General features: G+C 44.1%; 16 protein-coding genes and 1 tRNA gene. 10 read left to right on the top strand and 7 right to left on the bottom strand.

All coding sequences use genetic code 11. From position 1 onward, the window contains the following. Positions 1-476: 476 nt before the first annotated feature. The 3 genes from A136_RS01205 to A136_RS01195 form a co-directional block, all read right to left on the bottom strand. On the bottom strand, positions 477-1,730 hold the full coding sequence (locus tag A136_RS01205) for an HD-GYP domain-containing protein (RefSeq protein WP_017063746.1): 1,254 nt from the start codon (positions 1,728-1,730) through the stop codon (positions 477-479). Between the two features lie 83 nt (positions 1,731-1,813). After that, positions 1,814-2,221, bottom strand: coding sequence for a VOC family protein (locus A136_RS01200; protein ID WP_017055297.1), 408 nt, complete (start codon positions 2,219-2,221; stop codon positions 1,814-1,816). Between the two features lie 564 nt (positions 2,222-2,785). Next, positions 2,786-2,870: transfer RNA gene (locus tag A136_RS01195), tRNA-Leu, on the bottom strand. Positions 2,871-3,064: 194 nt separating this feature from the next. On the opposite strand from A136_RS01195, the gene A136_RS01190 reads away from it, so the two are divergent. Then, positions 3,065-3,541 carry an RDD family protein gene (locus tag A136_RS01190; protein ID WP_017058939.1) on the top strand — a complete coding sequence of 159 codons (477 nt, stop codon included), beginning with the start codon at positions 3,065-3,067 and terminating at the stop codon, positions 3,539-3,541. A gap of 64 nt (positions 3,542-3,605) precedes the next feature. Here the strand turns inward: A136_RS01190 and lptG are convergent, their stop codons facing one another. Further along, positions 3,606-4,676, bottom strand: coding sequence for an LPS export ABC transporter permease LptG (lptG, locus tag A136_RS01185; protein WP_017063745.1), 1,071 nt, complete (start codon positions 4,674-4,676; stop codon positions 3,606-3,608). Between the two features lie 3 nt (positions 4,677-4,679). After that, entirely contained in the window at positions 4,680-5,780 is a 1,101-nt protein-coding gene (lptF, locus tag A136_RS01180; RefSeq protein WP_017063744.1) for an LPS export ABC transporter permease LptF, read from the bottom strand. A gap of 192 nt (positions 5,781-5,972) precedes the next feature. On the opposite strand from lptF, the gene pepA reads away from it, so the two are divergent. The 5 genes from pepA (at position 5,973) to A136_RS22025 (ending at position 12,690) form a co-directional block, all read left to right on the top strand. Beyond that, a complete protein-coding gene (pepA, locus tag A136_RS01175; protein WP_017058936.1) occupies positions 5,973-7,493 on the top strand; it encodes a leucyl aminopeptidase in 1,521 nt (506 codons plus the stop codon). Positions 7,494-7,592: 99 nt separating this feature from the next. After that, a complete protein-coding gene (locus A136_RS01170) occupies positions 7,593-8,042 on the top strand; it encodes a DNA polymerase III subunit chi (protein WP_017063743.1) in 450 nt (149 codons plus the stop codon). Between the two features lie 102 nt (positions 8,043-8,144). Further along, positions 8,145-11,018 carry a valine--tRNA ligase gene (locus A136_RS01165; RefSeq protein WP_017063742.1) on the top strand — a complete coding sequence of 958 codons (2,874 nt, stop codon included), beginning with the start codon at positions 8,145-8,147 and terminating at the stop codon, positions 11,016-11,018. 228 nt (positions 11,019-11,246) lie between these two features. Beyond that, positions 11,247-11,651, top strand: a complete 405-nt coding sequence (locus A136_RS01160; protein ID WP_017063741.1) for a DUF2061 domain-containing protein — start codon at positions 11,247-11,249, stop codon at positions 11,649-11,651. A gap of 133 nt (positions 11,652-11,784) precedes the next feature. Beyond that, positions 11,785-12,690: a bifunctional helix-turn-helix transcriptional regulator/GNAT family N-acetyltransferase gene (locus A136_RS22025; RefSeq protein WP_017063740.1), complete on the top strand. Its 906-nt coding sequence runs from the start codon at positions 11,785-11,787 to the stop codon at positions 12,688-12,690. Between the two features lie 49 nt (positions 12,691-12,739). Here A136_RS22025 and A136_RS01150 read toward each other — a convergent pair whose 3' ends face one another. Together A136_RS01150 and rraB are read right to left on the bottom strand one after the other, a co-directional pair. Continuing rightward, on the bottom strand, positions 12,740-13,534 hold the full coding sequence (locus A136_RS01150) for a glycosyl hydrolase 2 galactose-binding domain-containing protein (RefSeq protein WP_017058931.1): 795 nt from the start codon (positions 13,532-13,534) through the stop codon (positions 12,740-12,742). A gap of 125 nt (positions 13,535-13,659) precedes the next feature. Beyond that, positions 13,660-14,076: a ribonuclease E inhibitor RraB gene (gene rraB / locus A136_RS01145; RefSeq protein ID WP_017058930.1), complete on the bottom strand. Its 417-nt coding sequence runs from the start codon at positions 14,074-14,076 to the stop codon at positions 13,660-13,662. A gap of 576 nt (positions 14,077-14,652) precedes the next feature. On the opposite strand from rraB, the gene arcA reads away from it, so the two are divergent. From arcA to pyrI, 4 genes are all read left to right on the top strand, one after another. Next, positions 14,653-15,873, top strand: coding sequence for an arginine deiminase (gene arcA / locus A136_RS01140; RefSeq protein WP_017063739.1), 1,221 nt, complete (start codon positions 14,653-14,655; stop codon positions 15,871-15,873). Positions 15,874-16,030: 157 nt separating this feature from the next. Further along, positions 16,031-17,035, top strand: a complete 1,005-nt coding sequence (locus A136_RS01135) for an ornithine carbamoyltransferase (protein WP_017063738.1) — start codon at positions 16,031-16,033, stop codon at positions 17,033-17,035. 287 nt (positions 17,036-17,322) lie between these two features. Continuing rightward, complete coding sequence (gene pyrB / locus A136_RS01130) at positions 17,323-18,252, top strand: aspartate carbamoyltransferase (protein WP_012604860.1); 930 nt, start codon at positions 17,323-17,325, stop codon at positions 18,250-18,252. Between the two features lie 12 nt (positions 18,253-18,264). Further along, positions 18,265-18,726, top strand: a complete 462-nt coding sequence (gene pyrI, locus A136_RS01125; RefSeq protein ID WP_017058927.1) for an aspartate carbamoyltransferase regulatory subunit — start codon at positions 18,265-18,267, stop codon at positions 18,724-18,726. Positions 18,727-18,743 lie beyond the last annotated feature (17 nt).

Raw genomic sequence — 18,743 nt, 5'->3', positions numbered from 1 at the left:
GTATTGGTCACTCAGTTCATTGAAATCAATTTTGATTCCGAAGAATCTGTTTTATCCAAAAGGATAAAACGTTTTGATATTCATCAACGAGTGCCCACACAGATTGATAGGTTTAAATTGTTAAAGAGCTGTACTTGTTGAGCCTTCCTTTTAGTAAGGAGCCTCTCGAAGTGGACGGCCATTCTAGCGATTTAATTCTCAGTGTCAAACACTTATTTGGAATTAATTCCTACTTTCTAAAAGTAGAAGCGAATCATCGCTTAAAGCTAGTTGCCTTACTAACATTTCTCGCTGAAGCCTTGTGGCGTCTGCCGTGTCAGTGAGGCGGCATTATAGAGATGCCGCTCATATTGGCAAGCAATAAATGCGTTTTTTATTAAAAAAAGAGGTTAAGCGAAGACATTTCAACCAAGGGCTTATTTATACCACTTTCACCCCAAGTTTCGAACAAATTACCCACAACGACCTGTGGATAACTACTCTCCACTATCAAAAAAGTAAGATAAACGAGCCCTAGGGTTTAGATACTCTCGAACTTGTTCAGGTAATTTGCTTGGATGAACGGCATTAACGATTTTGATCTCTTTAATAAAGAGGTCAATGATCGGAGCTTGGGTTCTTGGCACGCTAGGATCATAGATAAGTACATTTGGATAAAGCATATGTTTAGCGTTAACGGATATCACAATCCCAATAGAATCATTTGAAAGCTGTACTACAGTTCCTGGTGGATAGACTCCCATGAACTTAACTAACAGCCCCAAGTTATCTTGGCTATATAGATGCTTGCAGCTCTTATATAGGTGGGACAGTGCCAAATACGGGATCATTTGTTGAGATTGCGTTTTACCATGGCAAAGGTTATCAAATGCATTAGCCACGGCGACTATCTTGGCAAATTCATCAATCTCATGTTCTTTTAAGCCCTCGGGGTAGCCAGAACCATCATTCATCTCATGATGTTGAGCGATCACCTTTTTAGCACTTTCAGGAAAGTCATCAATTGCCGATACAATATCCGCACCGTATTTAGTATGAAGCTTCAGGTAGTTCTCTTCTGGCACCGTTAGTGCACTCTGCTTTCTTAGTATCGCGACTGGTATTTTGATCTTGCCTACATCGTGAAACAACGCTGCGAATGAGAGGTCTTTCAATTGCTGTGTGTTATAGCCTTTGGCCTTACCTATCATCAGTGCAACAACCGAAACATTTAGAGTATGAAAGTAAATATCTTCGAAATCCGCTTTAGCATTCATAAGGTGCAAGGTGACGTTATCATCGCTCACTAGAGTTTCAACGATATCATCAACAAGAGCCTTAACCTCCCCTACCGCATCTAAAGGTCTGTTACGGATCTTGGTCATCACAGATCGCATTCGAGCAAGCGAACGTTCAAACTCTCTCTCACAATGACTCACCCTGCGGCGGTAAGAGCTAAGGGTTTCGATACGCTCATGCTTATCTTTCCACATTCTTTCCGTTTCAAGGCTTACCTGTGAATCAATATCGACTTCTTGTTCACCTACGTGATTAACAGGTAAAGGTGAGGTATCACTTTGACTCAGGTTTATATAGACGTGCTTAATCCCAAGATGTCGAATTACTTTTACTTGAGCGTCATCTTTGATTTTAAAGCTGTTGAATAAAAATGGGTGTTCATTCCATTTTACGGGGAGTCGTATATGCAGACCGGGCTGAATGCGATCTACGGTAATCTTTATGCTGCCCATTTTTATATATAATATTGATGATTAATCTCTATTTATAATTCTAATAAAACCAAGCAGCAATTTCACTATCCAATTTCACAGGCTCAACTTAAAGAGTCGCAGTGCACCATCCAGCGTATACCGAATTTATCTTCTACTTTGCCAAATCGAGCCCCCCAAAAAGTATCTGCGAGTGGAGTCATTATCCGCCCTCCCTTCTTGAGCTTTTCAAAGATTTGTTCTTGAGTCGCGGTATCTTCAGTCACAAGAGAGAGAGCGAGATTGTTGCCTTCAAGTTCTTTTGCCTTAACACCATCAGACATCATCAGCTTCATACCAAACGCTTCGAACTCAGCATGCATAACCCAATCAGGTTGAGCGCCCTCGATTACCTGTGGTGCATCACTAAAAAGCTGCTTAGATAAAACCACACCACCAAAGCACTTGTGATAAAAATCCAACGCTTCATTACAACGACCATCAAAAAACAAGTAAGGGGTTACTGTCAGCATATCTATCTCCTCTGTTAGTCCTTTAAACATAGACAATAGAAAAGAGAATGACAGGTAACATCATGATTTAAGATAATTAATTCATTATCAGATCGAATAGCGAAGGGAAATTATGAGATTTAGGAGTGAAACATCAAGATCTGTCTGATTGAAGAGCAACTGCAACGACACGCCGGATTTCAAATTCACATACGTCCAAAACATAGAAAGGTCGCTATAAAAGCGACCTTTCTATGTTTGGTACCGATAGGCGGACTGATTGGACAGGCATTCTTGCCGCCACCGTGAAGGCAATGCTTCCTATACCCCAGATACAACAAAGCCCCGATTTTCATCTAGGCTTTGTCATTTAAATATGGTGCCGGTAGGTGACTTGACTGGGCTTGCATCCAAGCCGACACGCTGGATTTAAAATTCACAAACGCCCAAAGCGACCTTTCTATGTTTGGTACCGGTAGGCGGACTGATTGGACAGGCATTCCTGCCGCCACCGCGAAGGCAACGCTTCCTATATCCCAGATACAACAAAGCCCCGACTTTCGTCGAGGCTTTGTCATTTAAATATGGTACCGGTAGGCGGACTTGAACCGCCACGCCCGAAGGCAACGGATTTTGAATCCGTCGTGTATACCAATTTCACCATACCGGCATTATCTTGGGGCATTGCCCTTTCGATGTTTGGCATTATACGTATGCGAACTGATGTGGCAAGTATAAAAACTTGAATTCATGTGTGTTTGCCGATAATTTCGCCACTAAGTCATAAGCTGTGCGTCATGTCTCTTTTCAGGCTAAGCCTTAAACTATATTCTGACGCCTCAATTTTTAAAGAAGTAATAACACATGACATCAACAAACACTCTGCCACCAGCAGGAGTCATGCGCCGATTTGGTGCCTTGTTCTACGACGCTCTGATCGTAATCGCTATTGAAATGTTGGCGGCTGGCGTCATTGTCGCTCTACTGCACGCGCTCATGGCTCTCGGCATTTTTAACCACAGCGGTTATGCCGATGTTAGTGACTTCTTAACCAACCATCCGATTTGGAGCCCTGCATATACCTTTTACTTAGTCGCCGTTTGGGTATATTTCTTCGTGTTCTTCTGGACTAGAGCTGGTCAAACTCTCGGCATGAGAGCTTGGAAGCTGCGCGTTCAAAACAAAGATGGCTCAGCGATCACAGTAACTCAGGCGCTGATTCGTTTAGGTACTTCAGGTTTTGGACTGGCAAACCTATGTGTTCCATTCGATCCTGAAAAACGTGGCTTTCACGATATCTGGGCAAAGACCGAAGTCGTTGTGTTACCACAAGCACGATAATGTGATTTAAGTTAGCTCCAATCAAGATCAAAAAAGGAAGGCGTTATGCCTTCCTTTTTACTATTTACAGTTTCCGCCTCAAGAGCATGATGGCAATTCCAAGGAACACCACGCTCGGGGCTATTGCGCCAAAGGCGGGTGGTATTTGATAAACCAAACTCACTGGGCCAAAGAACTCACTGGATATATAGAAGGTAAAGCCAGCAATAACACCTGACAAAATCCTCGCACCCATGGTCACACTACGCAAAGGACCAAAGATAAACGACAGTGCCATCAACATCATAACCGCGATCGAAATTGGCTGGGTTATCTTTCTCCACAGCGCCAATTCATAGCGTGATGCATCTTGCTCTGACGCCTTCAGATAAGAAACATAATCATACAACCCACTTAACGATAGCTCTTCTGGTTTAACCGTTACTATCGCCAACTTATCTGGAGCTAATGACGTTTCCCAAGAGTAAGTCGGTAAACTTTCTTTAGTAATTTGAAGTTCGTTTTCAAAAGACGTGATCTCTACATCCTTCATCGTCCACACGTTGCCTCCAACGTAATCAACTTCGTCAGAATAAATAGCGGTTTTAAGTGCCTTGTTTTCATCAAAGCGCCACATGTTCATTCCATATAGCTTCTGGTCATCGATTTTGACAATGAAGATGAAGTCATTGGCATCACGAGCCCAGACACCACTTTGCGTCGAAATAATATTACCACCAGCAATCGAGATAGTTCTTAAATCACGAGCCATTTTCTGCGCTTGCGGTGCTCCCCATTGACCAAGCAATGTCACCACGATCATCAGTGGAATAGCTGTTTTAAGTACTGATAGGCCGATATCTAACTTAGAGAAACCAGCTGCCTGCATAACGACAAGCTCAGAACTTGCAGCAAGCATACCAAGCCCTATCAATGCGCCAAGCAATGCAGCCATTGGAAAGAACATTTCGATATCACGAGGGATACTCAATAAAACGAAATACAGCGCTTGTAATAGATCGTATGTACCACGGCCAACTTTTCTTAGCTGTTCTACATATTTGATGATCCCAGAGAGACCAACAAACGTCACCAATACCAGTGACGTCGTTGCGATGATGGTTCTGCCTATATATAAATCGAGAATCTTAAACACGGCTTAAGCCAACCTCTTATTCTTGAATTTTTCTTTCAAACGCCTTACTGGCACGCTATCCATAAAGTTGGCACCAATCGCGACAAATAACAATAACGCATTGATTGGCCACATGCCGATTACCGCAGGAATGCTCCCCTCTTCGATTGAAGACTTGGTTGCACTGATTGCTAAGAAATAGGTGAGATAAATCAGTATTGCTGGGCCGATTTTCGCAAAACGACCTTGTCGAGGATTTACCGCAGACAGTGGCACGACAAGCATGGTCAACAATGGAATACAAAGTACCAAAGAAATACGCCACTGCAACTCTGCTTTCGCACTATTATTTGAGTTACCAATCAGTTCAAGCGTAGGGATCGCTTCCCAGTCTCGACCTTTCTTCTCAACTTCACGCTGACCAATCAGGCCTTCGTATTCTTCAAAGTGCGTCACCCTGTAGTCGAGGCGAGTCGGAATGCCTTCATGACGAGTACCATCGTACATTACGATCACTTGGCGACCATCACTGAGCTCTTTTACATCACCTGACTTCGAGAACATCACACTTGGCAGTACAGAATCACGCGGACGCATTTGAGCTACGAACACGTTTTCTAAATTATTACCGTCGATATCATCAATAAACACGACAGAAGAGCCATCCGGCGTACCTTCAAACTTACCTTTTGGTAGCAAATCAACGCTGTTCTCTGCAGCTACTTCTTCATACATTTGTTCAACTTTGTCTTGTGACCAAGGAGATAACCAAAATGAGTTAAAGGCTGCAACAGATGCCGTAATTAAAGCGAGGTAAAGCGCAGATTGGATCAGGAATTTATTACCGATACCGGTGGCGTTCATGACCACTATTTCACTTTCAGCGTAAAGGCGGCCAAAAGTAAGCAAAATACCAATATAGATACTGAGTGGAAGCATCAATAGGCCCATCGCTGGCATATTTAAGCCAACAATCGACAATATAAGACTCGCAGGGATATCACCATCAGAGGCATCCGCTAAAACACTGATGAATTTTTGGCTGAGAAACACGAGAAAGAGAACAAAAAAGATCGCAAATTGGCTCTTGATTGTCTCGCGGATCAAATATCTAACAATAATCACGCTCAAATTACCTATACAAAACTTGTTTTTTTGATTGAATCACTATAATTTCCCGTTGAACCTTTTATTTTTTTAAATTTTTAGCTAAGTGTTAGCGTTCTTCTTTAAGGTTAGTTCCATTATAGGATCCAACAAGTAAGAACCCATTATCTAACATTTAGTTCGATTTGTCTTCAGGATGTAGGAGTACGCATGGAGTTCAGTGTAAAAAGTGGCAGCCCAGAGAAACAGCGCAGCGCATGTATCGTTGTCGGTGTATTCGAACCGCGCCGCCTTTCTCCAGTAGCCGAGCAATTAGATAAGATTAGCGATGGCTACATTAGTTCACTGCTTCGTCGCGGTGATCTAGAGGGTAAACCTGGCCAGATGCTACTACTGCATCAAGTACCTGGTGTACTTTCAGAACGTGTTCTACTGGTAGGCTGTGGTAAAGAACGTGAGCTAGGCGAGCGTCAATACAAAGAAATTATCCAAAAAACCATCAGTACACTAAACGAAACAGGTTCTATGGAAGCTGTATGTTTCCTTACAGAACTTCACGTTAAAGGTCGCGACACTTATTGGAAAGTTCGCCAAGCGGTAGAAGCGACTAAAGATGGTCTTTACACATTTGACCAATTCAAGAGCAACAAGCCAGAGACTCGTCGCCCACTACGTAAATTGGTATTCAATGTACCAACACGTCGCGAATTGAGCCTGGGTGAGAAAGCAATCTCTCACGGCCTTGCTATTGCTTCAGGTGTAAAAGCGTCTAAAGATCTAGGCAACATGCCACCAAACATCGCAAACCCTGCTTACCTTGCTTCTCAAGCTCGTCGTTTAGCCGACGATTACGAGACAGTGAAGACTAAGATCATTGGCGAAGAAGAGATGGAAAAACTGGGTATGACATCATACCTAGCAGTTGGCCGTGGCTCTAAAAATGAATCGATGATGTCTATCATGGAATACAAAGGCGCTCCGGATCCAGATGCGAAGCCGATTGTATTAGTAGGTAAAGGTCTGACTTTCGATTCAGGCGGTATCTCGCTTAAGCCTGGTGAAGGCATGGATGAGATGAAGTACGACATGTGTGGTGCGGCGTCTGTATTCGGTACAATGAAAGCACTGGCTAAGCTGAACCTGCCTATTAACGTGGTTGGTATCCTAGCCGGTTGTGAAAACATGCCGGGCAGCAATGCTTACCGTCCAGGTGATATCCTAACGACAATGTCAGGCCAAACGGTTGAAGTACTCAACACTGATGCTGAAGGTCGCTTGGTTCTATGTGATGCTCTAACTTACGTTGAGCGTTTTGAACCTGACTGTGTTGTCGATGTTGCTACGCTAACTGGCGCATGTGTTATCGCTCTAGGTCACCACATCAGTGGCGTTCTATCGAACCACAACCCACTTTCTCACGAACTTGTTAATGCTTCAGAGCAAGCAAGTGACCGTGCATGGCGTCTACCAATGGCAGACGAGTACCATGAGCAGCTAAACAGCCCATTCGCTGATATGGCGAACATCGGTGGCCGTCCTGGCGGCACAATCACTGCTGGTTGTTTCCTGTCTAAATTCACTAAGAAGTACCACTGGGCACACATCGACAGTGCTGGTACAGCTTGGAAGTCAGGCGCAGCGAAAGGCTCGACAGGTCGTCCTGTCTCAATGCTAGTCCAATTCTTATTGAACCGCAGCGGCCAAGAGACTGAAGAGCAATCTTCAAAATAATAAAAAGGGCCTACGGGCCCTTTTTTAATAAGCGCTATTTGTTAGACCCTGTTAACCAAGTAACATTGATATCCACGATTTTCAGTTCGAGTATTAAGTATGCAGACTGCTACATTTTACATTGTGCCTTCAGACAGCCCGCAAGCCAGCGAAGATGGTTTTGCTCACTATGTGCTGTTTCTTGCTCAGCACTTTGCAAAACAAGGCGCTAAACTTTATCTCAACTGTAATGACAAAGAGCATGCCGAGCGTATTGCTGAAGTTTTCTGGCAAGTCGAACCCTGTGATTTTATTGCGCACAACTTGGTTGGCGAAGGCCCGAAGTATTCAACCAACATCGAAATTGGCTATCAAGGCGTAAAACATAATTGGAATCGTCAGCTAGTAATTAATCTGGCCGATAATCATACAACCTTTGCGAACGCCTTTGTTCAGGTGATAGACTTCGTCCCTTGCGAAGAAAAAGCTAAGCAACTCGCTCGAGAAAGGTATAAAATTTACCGTCAAGCTAGATATCAGCTACAAACTATCGAGATTCAACATCCATAGTCAAACCTCATAGTTAAAGCTATCTTTGGATTTAGATTCAAGAAGCTTCACTTATGAAGTTTGACCACGATTAACCATTCACAGTATCCGTTTAAGAGCACTATGGAAAAGACATACAACCCAACATCAATCGAACAAGCTCTGTATAAGACTTGGGAAGAGAAAGGCTACTTTAAGCCACACGGTGACACATCAAAAGAAGCTTACAGCATCATGATCCCGCCACCGAACGTCACTGGCAGCCTACACATGGGTCACGCGTTCCAAGATACGATCATGGATACGCTTATCCGTGCTCAACGTATGAAAGGCAAAAACACGCTTTGGCAAGTGGGTACTGACCACGCTGGTATCGCAACTCAAATGGTTGTTGAGCGTAAGATTGCTGCCGAAGAAGGCAAAACAAAACACGACTACGGCCGTGAAGCTTTCATCGACAAGATCTGGGAATGGAAAGGCGAATCAGGTGGCACGATCACTCAACAACTTCGTCGTCTTGGTGCATCTGTAGATTGGGATCGTGAACGATTCACTATGGATGACGGCCTATCGGCTGCGACTCAAGAAGTGTTTGTTCGTCTATACGAAGAAGACCTAATCTACCGTGGTAAACGTCTAGTAAACTGGGATCCTAAACTGCACACTGCAATCTCGGATCTTGAAGTTGAAAACAAAGACAAAAAAGGTTTCATGTGGCACTTCCGCTACCCGCTAGCGAACGGTGTTAAAACGGCAGATGGTAAAGACTACATCGTTGTTGCGACGACTCGTCCTGAAACCATGCTTGGCGATACTGGTGTTGCTGTTAACCCAGAAGATCCTCGTTACAAAGATCTTATCGGCAAAGAAATCCTACTTCCTGTTGTAAACCGTCTTATCCCTATCGTAGGCGATGAGCACGCAGACATGGAAAAAGGCACGGGTTGTGTGAAGATCACTCCAGCTCATGACTTTAACGATTACGAAGTGGGTAAGCGCAACAACCTACCGATGATCAACATCCTAACGTTCAATGCTGATATCCGTGATGCTGCTGAAGTCTTCACGACTAACGGCGAAGAAAGCGATGTTTACTCAACAGGTATCCCTGCTAAGTACCAAGGTATGGAGCGTTTTGCTGCACGTAAAGCTATCGTTGCTGAATTCGATGAGCTTGGTCTTCTTGAAGAGATCAAAGATCACGACCTGACTGTCCCTTACGGCGACCGTGGTGGCGTGGTTATCGAACCAATGCTGACTGACCAATGGTACGTGCGCACAGCACCTCTTGCAGAACCTGCAGTTAAAGCGGTTGAAGATGGTCAAATCCAATTCGTACCTAAGCAGTACGAAAACATGTACTTCGCGTGGATGCGTGACGTGCAAGACTGGTGTATCTCTCGTCAACTTTGGTGGGGCCACCGTATCCCAGCATGGTACGACAACGATGGTAAAGTTTACGTAGGTCGCACTGAAGAAGAAGTTCGTGAAAAGAACAACCTAGCGCCTGTTGTTGTGCTTAAGCAAGACGACGACGTACTGGATACTTGGTTCTCTTCTGCACTTTGGACGTTCGGCACACAAGGCTGGCCTGAAGATACTGAAGCACTGAAAACATTCCACCCATCTGAAGTACTAGTATCTGGTTTTGATATTATCTTCTTCTGGGTTGCTCGTATGATCATGATGACCATGCACTTCGTGAAAGACGAAGATGGCAAGGCTCAAGTACCTTTCAAAACTGTTTACATGACAGGTCTTATCCGTGATGAAAACGGCGATAAGATGTCTAAGTCGAAAGGTAACGTACTTGACCCAATCGACATGATTGACGGCATCGGCCTTGAAGAGCTAGTAGAGAAGCGTTGTGGCAACATGATGCAACCTAAACTGGCTGCTAAGATCGAAAAGAACACACGTAAAACATTCGAAAACGGTATCGAACCCTACGGTACTGACGCACTGCGTTTCACTCTTGCTGCTATGGCTTCAACTGGCCGTGACATCAACTGGGACATGAAGCGTCTTGAAGGTTACCGTAACTTCTGTAACAAGCTATGGAACGCAAGCCGTTACGTACTGATGAACACAGAAGAGCACGACTGTGGCATGTCACTGTCTGTAGAAGACCGTGCAAACATGGAATTCTCTCTAGCCGATAAGTGGATTGAGTCTCAGTTTGAAGTTGCAGCGAAAGAGTTTAATGCTCACCTAGACAACTACCGTCTAGACATGGCAGCAAACACGCTTTACGAATTCATCTGGAACCAATTCTGTGACTGGTACTTAGAGCTAACTAAACCTGTTCTTTGGAAAGGTACTGAAGCTCAACAACAAGCGACTCGTTACACGCTTATCACGGTTCTTGAGAAGACTCTGCGTCTTGCTCACCCTGTTCTTCCTTACATCACTGAATCTATCTGGCAGAGCGTTAAGCCGCTAGTAGACGGCGTTGAAGGCGAGACAATCATGACTCAAGCGCTTCCTCAGTTTAATGAAGCTAACTTCAATGCTGAGATCGTTGACGACATCGAATGGGTTAAGACTTTCATCACTGCTATCCGTAACCTACGTGCGGAATACGACATTGCACCAAGCCAAGGCTTAGAAGTAATGATCAAGGTTGCTGATGAGAAAGATGCCGCTCGTATCGAAGCGAACAAGATCGTTCTTACTTCTCTAGCTAAGCTAGACGATATTAAAGTTCTAGCTGATGGTGAAGAGACTCCTGCTTGTGCAACTAAACTGGTTGGCAAATCTGAGTTGATGATCCCAATGGCGGGTCTTATCGACAAAGATGCAGAGCTTGCTCGTCTAGATAAAGAAGTCGCTAAGACTCACGGCGAGATTAAACGTATCGAAGGTAAGCTAGGTAACGAAGGTTTCGTTGCTAAAGCACCAGAAGCAGTTATCGCGAAAGAGCGTGAAAAGCTTGAAGGCTACAAGGAAACTCTTGTTAAGCTTGAAGAGCAAAAAGCGACAATCGCTGCGCTTTAAAACCGAGTGAACGAGAAGGCTTCAAACTTCTCGGTCTAAATAGAAAGGTTGGTCTTGGTGACCAGCCTTTTTTTATGTCCCTGATTCCAATATTCCAATGCTTCTCACTCTAGCCGCACTGATTGATAGGTTTTATCTATCAAATTAATCTCTACTTCCCATTATACTTAATGATAATAATTCTCAATAATAGACCTATCAAAACAACACAACGACTGAGTAATTATCATGAAAAAGACACTAACCTTTGCTGCATTACATTTTACTATCGCATTTAGTGTCGCTTATGTACTAACAGGCGACATCTTAATTGGTAGCTTAATCGCTATGATTGAGCCCTCTGTGAATACTGTTGCCTTCTATTTTCATGAAAAGGCGTGGGCTCAAGTTCCAGCTCTTAAAGCTCGCCAGTGGATGACCAAATTAAAAACAGCAAGCTTTGCTACCATCCACTTTAGTGTTGCCTTTACCGTTGTCTACTTGTTGACTGGAGATGCTTTCATAGGCGGCGTGATGGCTTTGCTAGAGCCAACTTTAAATACCGTTGCTTACTACTTCCACGAGAAAGTCTGGTTACGAAAAGCTGAAAGCCAAACAGCACAAGCTCCGTTTTGCTTACACCAACACGCTTAATCTAAAGCTCACTGAGCGATTGAAGTAACCTACATCGAATAACAAAATTCAGCTTACTATTGACAAAGTTGCGCACCGCAATTAAATTAATTGCGATACGCAACTTTATTTCTTAATTCAAAGGTAGGTAGTTATGAATTCTCAACAGTTAAGAGACTATTCTCGTCAAACGGTTCGTTTACTTGGCATGCTTGATAAACAGTGTGGTGATGTCGACCTCACTCCAGTCCAGGCTCATACTCTTGGTGAAATCCAGTTGCAGCCAATCACCATCAACCAATTGGCACAGCAACTCAACGTAGATAAATCCAATGCTAGCCGCACTGTCACGGGTCTGATCAAGCTTGGTTTAGTTGAGAGCCTAGAGAACCCAACAGACAAGCGTAGCCAATTAGTCACCCTAACCGCTCAAGGTGTTGATGCGTTATCTCAACTCGACCAACAGCAAAGCATCTTCTTTGAAAAAGTACTCTCGACACTCGATGACAACGAACAACAACTACTTAAGCAAGGGCTTGAGAGCTACTTAAAAGGGCTAACGAAAGTATGCCAAGCGGATGAGTTTGTATTACGTCCACTCACAGAGTCAGACAACCAACAATTAGCACAAATCATTCGCCAAGTTTCGGCTGAGCATGGGCTCACAGAAGATAAAGGCTATGGCGTGGCCGATCCAACACTCGACGATATGTACTCTGTCTATAGCCAAGCGAATACAATGTACTGGGTTATCGAACACAACGGAAAGATCGTCGGAGGCGGTGGCTTTGCCCCTCTAGCAGGTAAACCCAATGTGTGTGAGCTACAAAAGATGTACTTCTTACCGCAAACTCGAGGGCATGGCCTAGCCAAGCGAATTGTCGCTTTGAGCTTAAAGCAAGCCAAGCAACTTGGGTATCAACACATGTATTTAGAAACGACGAAGTGCTTGGGTGCTGCGGTCAAACTCTATGAGAAGCTTGGGTTTGAGCATCTTGAGTCAGCTTGGGGAGAAACAGGCCACGACGCTTGTGAGGTTGTCATGGCCAAGTCGTTATAAGCAGAATGCGCCGCTATAGCGAAAGAAGATAACGCTAAAATATACGGAGTTAACGTAGAAAGTTACTGACGCAAGAAGTTGGGTTCAAGGCAACAAAAGAACTCTCTTCTTGCCCATCAAGTACCACTTCTAATGGGTATAGATACTTGGGGTTAGGATTCTCAATATCAAATATGATAGGAGCTTCGACCTGGAACACGACGCCAGTATGTTCAGCGCGTACATCAATCGGCATCACGAGAGTCATACCATTAAACTTGATGGATGCCGATACTAACCCCGCCTTTAGCGTTTGATAGATAACATCCACTTTAAACTCACAGCCACCACCGTGGTGCCAGATCTGCTCTGTGACAACTTGCTCTAGCTTGACGTTTCGAACGAACTGCAGGTATGGCGCTTGCCAAATCCCGATGCGTGAATCAGATTTAGCGATAGCCTGTGAAGATACAGAGTCATCCATGTCTTCTTCAAGCAATAGGCTCTCCTCTTCTTCAAGGAAAAGGATCTCGAAACGGTTTCGGCCGGACTGCATATAAGGACGGATATCTTTACGGTATTCAGCTTGGCTACCATCACAATCAAAAACAGCCACACCATTAAGTCGAACTTCAGCAAAATAATCGACTCCAGCCATCACTAACTCAACAAATGGACACGCTAACATAGCGTCATCCACTTCGATGTCGTGCATCAGGTGCCACTCTTGCTCTGCAATTTGACTTTCACTCAAGCTATCAGGGAGCTTTGAGCTTAACGGAGCCGGAAAGGTGATGTCATCTTGTGGGATAGAGAGATCCGTCAGTGGCGAAATTTGCCAAAGACCATCGAGAAGCAACCGCATATCATTCCTTGAGCTAGATCAATTTTGACCGCATTATAATGAATGAATGCATATAAAGACATTTATTTTTCTAAGGGTAAAAAAATGCCAGCTCGAGGCTGGCATTTTTTAAAATTGGGAAAGAATTACTCTTCGCCTTCATCATCTTCGTCTGGGTAGATAGCATCTTCACCTTCGTAGTAAGTGCCCCAACCGTCGTAGATAATGTCAAACTTCTCTGCAAGGTTTACAAGCTTCTCAACTTGCTCATCAATCGCTTCTGCATTCAGAGTGCATTGCATCGTTGCATCACAACAAAGTAGCTTATTGCCATCTTCGTCTTCTGTCTCTTCAGCTTCAAGCACTTCAAAGCCCATTTTGAATGCTTCAACAACCGCTTTCTCAAGCACATCGAAATCTTCAGCAAATAGGTGATGCTCGATATCGTATAGAGCTTCAGGATCGCTACCATCTTCAATTAATGCTGTAATGATGTCGCGAGTCTCTTCCTTTTGAAATTCAATTAATTCCGCTACTGATAGATATTCATCTTCGTGAGACATGTGTCTGCTCCAGAGTGTTGACTATGAAAAGATCAAATTTGATTGCCACGAAATATGGCACGGATCGTCCAGAAAAGCCACCCAGATCAGGCCTAGAAAGGTAAGTTTATCGCGAGATCGCAGCGCCAATATCAATTCAAAAGTGAAATCAAAATCACAGAAACAAATTTTCAACATTTTATTAACTACGCCGTATTTTAGCATTTCGTTTTTGTGGCCACTTTAGGGCTTATTGAATAAAACTTGCGTGATTAGTCACGTTAGGTGCATACGCTAAACCGCTTTTGGGGTGCATAAATCCTCAGCTTGTTATCAAAAAGTGCATAATAGTGAATAAAAAATCACGATTAATAAGCAAAATTCAATTTTAACAAGCCACGAATTGAGCATAGATCCTCAAAAACGTTGTTCCGTTCGATAGCCAGTTCGTTGGAATTTAATCTGTATAAACTTAAAAATCACAGGTTTTATGACCAATTATTACCCAAATACCTTGTATTAACTCAATCTACAAAACTTGCATATTACGGACAAGCTTGTCATAAATAGACGCTGGATTAATAGTAAGGATGCAAAATGAGTAAGCTGTACGTTGGCTCCGAAGTCGGTCAATTGAGACGAGTTCTCCTAAATAGACCTGAAAGAGCACTCACCCACCTCACCCCTTCAAACTGTCATGAGCTTCTATTTGATGATGTACTTGCCGTTGAAGCCGCTGGTGAAGAACATGATGCCTTTGCAGAAACGCTGCGCAGCCAAGACGTAGAAGTACTACTGCTGCATGACCTGCTAGTAGAAACGCTTGCCGTATCTCAGGCTCGTGAGTGGTTGCTGAATACTCAAATCTCAGATTTCCGTTATGGGCCGACTTTCGCCCGTGACTTAAGAAACTACCTTGCTCAAATGGATAATGAGCATCTAGCAACGATCTTACTCGGTGGCTTGGCCTACTCTGAGCTTCCTATCAAATCATCATCGATGCTGCCTAAAATGCATCGACCACTCGATTTCGTTATCGAGCCACTGCCTAACCACCTATTTACGCGAGATACTTCTTGCTGGGTTTACGGTGGTGTATCGCTTAACCCAATGATGAAGCCTGCACGTCAACGTGAAACGAACCACCTGCGTGCTATCTACCGCTGGCACCCAGTGTTCGCAGGCCAAGATTTCATTAAGTACTTTGGTGACGAAGACCTTCACTACGACAACGCTAACATTGAAGGCGGTGACGTACTGGTTATCGGTAAAGGTGCGGTACTGGTTGGTATTTCAGAGCGTACGAAACCACAAGGTGTCGAAAACCTAGCGGCTAGCCTATTTAGATCAGGCCAAGCGAGCGAAGTGATTGCGATCGATCTACCAAAACACCGCTCTTGTATGCACCTTGATACGGTGATGACACACATGGATATCGACACGTTCTCTGTCTATCCAGAGATCGTTCGTAAAGACCTCGACACTTGGCGCTTAACGCCAAAAGAAAACGGCGAAATGCGTGTCGAGAAAGCTGAAAACTACCTGTCAGCGATTGAAGGCGCACTAGGCCTTGATCAACTGAAGATCATCACTACCGGCGGTGATAACTACGAAGCTGAGCGTGAACAGTGGAATGACGCTAACAACGTACTGACAGTGAAACCTGGTACCGTGATTGGTTATGAGCGTAATGTTTACACCAATGAGAAATACGACAAAGCGGGTATCGAAGTTCTAACGATTCCTGGCAACGAGCTAGGCCGTGGTCGTGGCGGCGCGCGCTGTATGAGTTGCCCTATCGAAAGAGACGGTATCTAAGTCAAAGAGCTCAGTCAAACAGACTCAATAGTCTTATCTAGGCCAGTATTCATTTACTGGCCTTTTTTATCAAATTAATAAAATAAATATTCACAAATATAGCATCTTTATGTTTAACTAAGTTCTTCATTGATTCTATATACGCAAGGAGCGAGAGATGGCCTTTAATCTTCGCAATCGTAACTTTCTAAAACTTCTCGACTTTACTCCTAAAGAGATTCAGTTTTTACTCGACCTGTCTGCTGACCTAAAAAAAGCTAAGTATGCAGGCACTGAGCAGAAGAAACTCAACGGCAAAAACATTGCTTTGATCTTCGAGAAAGCATCAACTCGAACACGATGTGCGTTTGAAGTGGCCGCCTTTGATCAAGGTGCTCAAGTCTCTTACCTTGGCCCTTCTGGTTCTCAGATTGGTCAAAAAGAATCAATGAAAGATACGGCGCGTGTATTGGGACGCATGTACGATGGCATTGAATATCGTGGCTTTGGCCAAAGTATCGTTGAAGACTTAGGCGCTTATGCGGGCGTGCCGGTTTGGAATGGCTTAACCGATGAGTTCCACCCTACTCAGATTTTGGCTGATTTCCTCACTATGCTTGAGCATGGCCGCGGGAAGCATCTACACCAAATCAGCTTTGCTTATCTAGGCGATGCACGCAATAACATGGGTAACTCTCTGTTAGTCGGAGCCGCGAAGATGGGCATGGATATTCGCCTTGTCGCGCCTAAAGCATTCTGGCCAGAAGAGCAGCTTGTTGAAGAGTGCCAAACCATTGCGCAAAACACTGGCGCAAAAATCACGTTAACTGAAGACGTTGCTGAAGGCGTGAAAGGTTGTGATTACCTATACACCGATGTTTGGGTTTCGATGGGCGAAGCCCCTGAAGCTTGGGACGAACGTGTGGCGGTAATGAAACCATACCAAGTGAATATGGATGTCATTAAGCTCACTGGCAATCCTCAAGTGAAATTCATGCACTGCCTACCCGCTTTCCACAACAATGAAACTGTGATTGGTCAGCAAGTCTCTGACAAGTATGGAATGAACGGCTTGGAAGTGACTGACGAAGTGTTTGAATCTGACTACTCGATTGTATTTGATGAAGCGGAAAATCGCATGCACACCATCAAGGCGGTGATGGTCGCGACGCTTGGTCAATAGACAATAATGAAAGTAAACAAAAGCTTGATGTAATCGCTTGCGCTCACAAATTGAAAGCGTATAATTCTCGGCAATTTGTCTGAGAGTAGTGAAAATGACGCCAAGCAATGTTGTGATAAAACATAATGATATTGTGAAAACACATAGTAATATTGTGAAAACACCAAATATTGCTCGTAAGCTAAGATGCTTACCAGGCCGTCTATTCTGCTTTTCAGCACTTTTTTAAAGCCTCCCATTATGGGGGGCTTTTTTATGGCCAATACATTATTGTGGGGAAGAAGATCATGGCGAACTCGCTCTATCAAAAGCACATCATCTCAATTCCAGAGCTTTCTCGTGAAGAGCTAGAATTAATTGTTCAAACGGCAGGTCAGCTAAAGGCTGAGCCAAACCCAGAACTCATCAAGAACAAAGTTGTTGCCAGCTGCTTCTTCGAACCTTCTACGCGAACTCGTCTCTCTTTTGAAACTGCGATTCAACGCATCGGTGGTGATGTGATTGGTTTCGACAGTGGTGGTAACACTTCTTTGGCAAAGAAAGGCGAAACGCTAGCGGACTCGGTACAGGTTATCTCTTCATACGTTGACGCTTACGTGATGCGTCACCCTCAAGAAGGCGCAGCGCGTCTGGCTTCTGAGTTCTCAAACGGTGTTCCTGTTATTAACGCAGGTGACGGCGCAAACCAACACCCAACACAAACGTTATTAGACCTATTCTCTATAGCTGAGACACAAGGCCGCCTCGACAACCTAAACGTTGCATTCGTTGGTGACCTTAAGTACGGCCGTACGGTTCACTCGTTGACTCAAGCACTAGCAAAATTCGACAACATCTGTTTCTACTTCGTGGCTCCAGAAGCACTAGCGATGCCAGACTACATTTGCGAAGAGCTTGATGAAGCGGGCATCAAGTACCAACTATTGACGGACATGGAAGATGTGATTCCTGAGCTCGATGTCTTGTACATGACTCGAGTTCAAAAAGAGCGCTTCGATGAGTCAGAATACGCGCACATAAAATCCGCATACATCCTGACCGCTTCGATGCTGGAAAATGCACGCGATAACCTGAAGGTTCTGCACCCTCTTCCTCGCGTTGATGAAATTACTGTCGATGTCGATAAAACACCTTACGCTTACTACTTCCAGCAAGCAGAGAATGGTGTTTACGCCCGTGAAGCATTGCTAGCCCTTGTTCTTAACGAAACGCTGTAGAGGAGAGATATAATGTCTAAAGAGACTCAATTAAAAGTTGAAGCAATCAGAAACGGTACTGTTATCGACCATATCCCAGCCAATATCGGGATCAAGGTTCTAAAACTGTTCGACATGCACAATTCTCATCAGCGCGTGACGATTGGCCTGAATCTACCGTCTTCTGCACTAGGCGGAAAAGACCTGCTCAAGATTGAGAATGTGTTTATCACAGAAGAACAGGCGAGCAAGCTGGCACTTTATGCGCCTCACGCAACAGTGAATCAAATCGAAGATTACGAAGTGGTTAAGAAACTACCACTAGAACTTCCTGAGCAAATCAACGATGTGTTCGAGTGTCCAAACACCAACTGTATTACTCACAATGAACCGGTTGAAAGTAGCTTTAAGATCTTTGAAAAGAAAGAAGATATTCGATTGAAGTGTAAGTATTGCGAAAAAGTCTTCTCTCGCGAGATCGTAACAGAAAGATAACGTCATACGGCAAAGCA

The sequence above is a fragment of the Vibrio crassostreae 9ZC13 genome (assembly GCF_000272045.2).
Classification (GTDB): Bacteria; Pseudomonadota; Gammaproteobacteria; order Enterobacterales; family Vibrionaceae; genus Vibrio; species Vibrio crassostreae_C.
This window is presented reverse-complemented; position numbering and strand designations above follow the sequence as displayed.